The organism is Bradyrhizobium sp., assembly GCF_019242285.1.
Taxonomy (GTDB): Bacteria; Pseudomonadota; Alphaproteobacteria; order Rhizobiales; family Xanthobacteraceae; genus Bradyrhizobium.
Genome location: NZ_JAFAVV010000422.1, coordinates 1 through 3,532, shown reverse-complemented (window position 1 = coordinate 3,532; position 3,532 = coordinate 1). Strand labels below are relative to the sequence as shown.

The 3,532-nt window shown below is 64.2% G+C and carries 3 protein-coding genes; 1 reads left to right on the top strand and 2 read right to left on the bottom strand.

Annotated elements, in window-relative coordinates:
• Window positions 1-123 precede the first annotated feature (123 nt).
• Both JOY90_RS16370 and JOY90_RS16365 read right to left on the bottom strand, forming a co-directional pair.
• Window positions 124-1,362, bottom strand: a complete 1,239-nt coding sequence (locus tag JOY90_RS16370; protein WP_291692161.1) for an ABC transporter substrate-binding protein — start codon at window positions 1,360-1,362, stop codon at window positions 124-126.
• Between the two features lie 146 nt (window positions 1,363-1,508).
• Window positions 1,509-2,402 carry an IclR family transcriptional regulator gene (locus tag JOY90_RS16365; protein ID WP_291692160.1) on the bottom strand — a complete coding sequence of 298 codons (894 nt, stop codon included), beginning with the start codon at window positions 2,400-2,402 and terminating at the stop codon, window positions 1,509-1,511.
• Window positions 2,403-2,701: 299 nt separating this feature from the next.
• Between JOY90_RS16365 and JOY90_RS16360 the strand changes: the two genes are divergently transcribed.
• Window positions 2,702-3,532: thiamine pyrophosphate-binding protein (locus JOY90_RS16360; RefSeq protein ID WP_291692159.1), on the top strand; the 831-nt coding region annotated here is incomplete at its 3' end.

Sequence of the window (3,532 nt, the reverse complement as noted above, 5' to 3'; positions counted from 1 at the left end):
CGCCGGGTGAGGGGGCGCCGCGATCGACGGAGCGTAACCCCTCGCCCGAAATTCTCGCTTCGCGAGAATATCGACCTCTCCGTTCGGGAGAGGCGGGCACCGCCGTCGCCGCCGAGGCTGCGCTCACATCGCGCAGGGGTTCTGCTCCCGCGTCGACGCCAGCGACTCCAGGGGCTGGCCTGCGCCGGGCAGCGCGGCGCCGAGCGCAATGAAGTCCCATTTGTCCTTGGCCTGGCCCTTTGGCTTGACGGTGAACGGATAGGCTTCCTGCATCAATTGATGATCCCAGGCGCGGAAATGGCCCTTGCGGCCTTTCAGGATGTCGAACTCCGTCTCTTTCTCGAAATAGGCGATCAGCCTGTCGGTATCGGTCGATTTTGTCTCGCCCATCGCCTGCGCCATCAGCTTCAGCGAGATGTATTCGATCCAGGCGTGGTTCTCCGGCGGCTTGTTGTACTTCTTCATGAAGTTGGCGACGAACGTCTTCGACGCCGGCACGTCGAGCGTATGATACCAGACGGTTGGCCAGGTCCCGGAAAGATTGCCGTCACCGGCCGCCCAGGCGTCGGCGGTGTTGAGGTTGAAGCCGACGATCGGATAGGGCAGGCCGAATTCGGCATATTGCTTGATCAGGGTCGTGACCTGGTTGCCGGCGAGGTTGGAGCAGACCACGTCGGGCTGCGCCTGACGGACCTTCAGCAGATAGGGGCTGAAATCGGTGACGTCGGTTGCCACCAGCTCGTCGCCGATCAGCTTGCCGCCATGGGCGTCGAGGAACGACTTGGCCGCGCGGGCGAGGTCGTGGCCGAACACGTAATCCGCGGTCAGCGTGAAGAACTTCTTGTCCTTCATCATCTTGTCGCGCACAAGCGCCTGGCCGACGGCGTTCACCATCACCGTGTTCGGAATGTCGACATGGAAGGTGTACTTGTTGCAGTTCTTGCCGCGCAGCGCGTCGGAGCGGGCGCCGATCTGCATGAACAGCTTCTTGTTGCGCTCGGCGACCTGCATGATCGTGAGCGCGGACGCCGAGTTGATCTCGCCCATCAGCACGGCGACGCCATCCTGTTCGAGCATGCGCTGCGCCTTGGTCGAGGCGGTGGCCGGATTGACGGAATCTTCCGAGAGGATATCGAGCTGGCGCCCCATCACGCCGCCCGCGGCGTTGATCTCCTCCTGCGCCAGGCGGATGCCGAGCTGGGCATAGGCGCCGAGCGCGCCGAGGAATCCGGTCAGCGGTGTCAGGTGGCCAATCCTGATCTTGTCGGCCTGGCCGCTGACGACATTCGGAAATCCGAGCACGGATGTGCCGGCCAGCGCGACACCTGCCTTCAGCGCGGTTCGTCGGTCGATGTGGGTCATCTGTTCTCCTCCCGGTCGGCCTCTCGCGGCGTCCCCTTGATTTCATCTCATGCGAGAATGTGAGAGGCCATTTTTTAATGCGGGATACTATCCGCACGGCCGAGGGTGGCTGTCAATCAGCAAAAAGCGCCGAATACCGTACATCTTCAGGTTGGATTGGTGGCAGGCTTCGTGCCGAATTCGGCGGAAAGACGGTTTGCCGCGGCCTGCACGGCCTGTGCGCTCGCATGCAGGGTCTGGTTCGACAGCCGCCAGATCGGGCCGGAGATGCCGAGCGCGCCGACCACTTGGCCAGTGAAATCGGTCACCGGCACGGCGACGCAGCGCACCTCCGGATTGAACTCGCCATCGTCGAAGGCGATGCCGGTGCGCCTGACCTCGGCGATCTCCCGCATCAGGACCGGGACGTCGGTGATCGATTTCGGAGTCGAGGGTTTCAACTCCACGCGCTCGAGGAGTCGGCCGAGCTGGTCGGGACGGAGCGAGGCGAGGATGATCTTGCCGAGCGCCGTGCAATGCGCCGGCCGCACCACGCCGACGCGGTCGGTGAGCTGGAAGGCGCCGGGACCGCTGGTGCGGGCGATCACGACCACGGCGTCGCCCATGCGCACCGCGAAGTGGCCGCTCTCGCCGGTCTGCCGCGACAACTCCTCCAGGATCGGCGTCGCGACATTGACCATCTCGATCTCGTCGAGCGCGCTGGCGGCGAGCGCGAACAGCGGCCGGCCGACCCGGTAGCGCTTCGAGTCCTTTTCCTGCCGCAGGTAGCCCAATGACACCATGGTCTTCGCCAGATGGAACGTCGTGGAATTGTGCAGGCCGACCAGCTTGCTCAACTCGGCGAGCCCGATGCCTTCGCGATGCCGTGCGACCTGCTCCAGGATGGCGAACGCGCGGCCGAGCGACTGCACGCCGGCGCGCTGACGCTCCTCCGCCTCGTCGTCGATATCCGCCTGCGGCTGCGGCACGAGTTCTGCGATCGGCGCCTCGCTCACGCCGTCCGGCCGCTCGTTTGTCTTCGCTCTGGTACGTGGTGCCACCGAAATCAAACCTCCAGGCGGGGGAGCCGATCGCCGCGCAACATTGGCCGTCGTCCTCCCTCCGCACAACCCTCATCGTCGAACGGTGCCATCCTCATCTCGATCACTGTGCGCATCCGGCCCGCAATGTCCATGCGGCTGGGCGACCATCGCACGATCAGCCGGCAAGTCGAGGATATACCACGATATAAATTGACGTACAGCATTGTGAGAAATAGGGTGCTCGCGCGTGACTGCCTCGTCGGAGGCAGACTGCCCGCCGACCACGGCGATGGAACGAAACGGAAAGAGGAGATGTAATGCCGGGAAATACGCTCAATGGTGCGCAGGTCATCGTTGACTATCTGATCCAGGAGAAGGTTCCGCAGGTGTTCGGCCTGTGCGGCCACGGCAACATCCAGCTCATCGATGCACTCTATGAGCGCTCGGCCGAGATCAAGGCCATCTCGACGCACCATGAGAGCGTGGCCGGCTTCATGGCCGATGTCTACTACCGAGTCTCGGGCCGCCCGACCGCGACGTTCACCTCTTGCGGTCCGGGATCCGCAAACCTGCCGATCTCGCTCGCCAACGCCTATCTCGACTCCGTGCCGTTCATGGCGGTGACCGGCAATGTGCCGACCAGCCAGTTCAATCGCGGTGCGTTCCAGGAAATATACCGGCATTATCAGGCGGACTTTCCTTCCACCGTGCGCAGCATCTGCAAGAAGGTGTTCCAGCCGACCCGCGGCGAGATGGTGCCGCTCGCGGTGCGGCAGGCCTGGAAGACCATGATCACGGGACGGCCGGGCCCGGTGGTGCTCGACGTGCCCTTTGACGTGTTCATGGAGGCGTCCGCCGAGGACGCGCCGAATGCGATCGCGTGGAATGCCAATATCAGTAGCCGCTGCGGCGCCGATCCCGAAGGCGTGGTGAAGGCGGTCGACATGCTGCTGTCGGCCGAACAGCCGGTGATCATCGTGGGGCAGGGCGTGCGCTATGGCGGCGCGGCTGAAGAATTGAAGCGGTTGGCCGAGCGTTTGCAAATTCCGGTCGCGGCCTCCGCCAGCGGTCTCGGCGCGCTCGATGTCAATCATCCGCTGGCGCTCGGGCTCGTCGCCCGCGCCGGGCATTATCAAGCCAACCACGCC